The 1,386-nt window shown below is 40.7% G+C and carries 1 protein-coding gene; it reads right to left on the reverse strand.

Annotated elements, in window-relative coordinates:
* Positions 1–17: 17 nt before the first annotated feature.
* Complete coding sequence (locus tag ABES02_RS28440) at positions 18–1,313, reverse strand: IS110 family transposase (RefSeq protein WP_430141197.1); 1,296 nt, start codon at positions 1,311–1,313, stop codon at positions 18–20.
* Positions 1,314–1,386 lie beyond the last annotated feature (73 nt).

Raw genomic sequence — 1,386 nt, forward strand, 5'->3', positions numbered from 1 at the left:
TCTAATATAAAAGAGAATTAAGCTGCCATTTCTACCTTCTTTGATGCTGACAAATGAGGAATATCCTTTAACATCTTGTCTTCACTAAAATCAAACTGCTTTTTACCTATGCTAAAGAAAATACGGATCAGTTTATTACATAAAGCAATAAGGGACTGCATCTTCTTTAATGGATTATCAGGTCGTTGAGTATAGTAAGCGTGTAATGCTTTAAATGCTGAATTTTGTGCAACTAGAATCATACAGACCCTAAACAACAGGGCCCTCAATTTCTTACGTCCCCTCTTTGTGATGGTCGTTTTTCCCTTGTGCTTACCGGACGTATTTTCTTTCAAACTTAACCCAGCCAGCTTAATAATTTGTCTGGGATGAGTATAATCACTGAGGTCGCCGACCTCCGCAAAGAAACCGGCAACCGTATCCCTGCCGACACCTTTAATGGCCAACATTTGTGTAACACCAGGTATTTCTTCAAGTAATATATCTATTTTTGCATCCAATTCTTCGAATTTAAGCTGGATTAGTTCATATTTATCAAGTAGCGTTTTCAGCTCCAATTTGGCCATATCAGAGCCTTGCCGAAGTCCGATGGACTTACCAGCAGCTTGCTTTAACTCTTTAATTTTACTGAGCCCCACACTCCGGGTAACGGCTTTTCTTAGGTGGATGAACAGCTCTTGATCAGAGAATTTTATCATTTCATGTGGTAAGGCATTTAACCTTAAGAATTGTAATGCTGCCTTGCCTTCCCACTTCTTAAAAACTGTTAGAAATTCTGGAAAGTACCGATCAATCCAGTTGTGAACCTGCCCTTGGACCGTTTGGAGGTCATCCGTTAGAAGATCGCGAATTTTCTTTGCCACTCGGAGCTCGGCATAAACTCCTTGCGGTATAGTAGGTTCGGCGTATCTTCCGTCTTTGACCAGCTGGGCAATTACTCTGGCATCCTTTACATCATTTTTAGTTGGTGAATTATCATCGAGTTCCTTGCTTTTCTTAACGTGCAAGGGATTTACTGCCACAAACTTAATCTCATTTTCTTTCAGAATATGAGCTAGGTTGAACCAATAATGGCCTGTCGGTTCCATCCCAACTATCACTTTATCCATGGCTTGTTCTCTCTTCAACTCAGAAATCCACTTAAGAAAATGGGAGAACCCCTCTTTTGTGTTTTCAAAATAACAAGGTGATCCGAACTCCATTCCTCTAAAGTCCTGGGCACGTGCCACATGCTTGAATTTAGCGATGTCCACCCCTATAATTAGCGTTTGAGAAGTAATTTGAGCAAGCTTCTTATTTTGGTTATAATTCATTTTAGGCCTCCTGGTATTTGAGTATTGTCCTTTTCGCTGGCCGGCTTCAGGACACTCTCATTCTACCAAGAGG

It is taken from the genome of Neobacillus pocheonensis (genome assembly GCF_050477905.1).
Classification (GTDB): domain Bacteria; phylum Bacillota; class Bacilli; order Bacillales; family Cytobacillaceae; genus Neobacillus; species Neobacillus pocheonensis_A.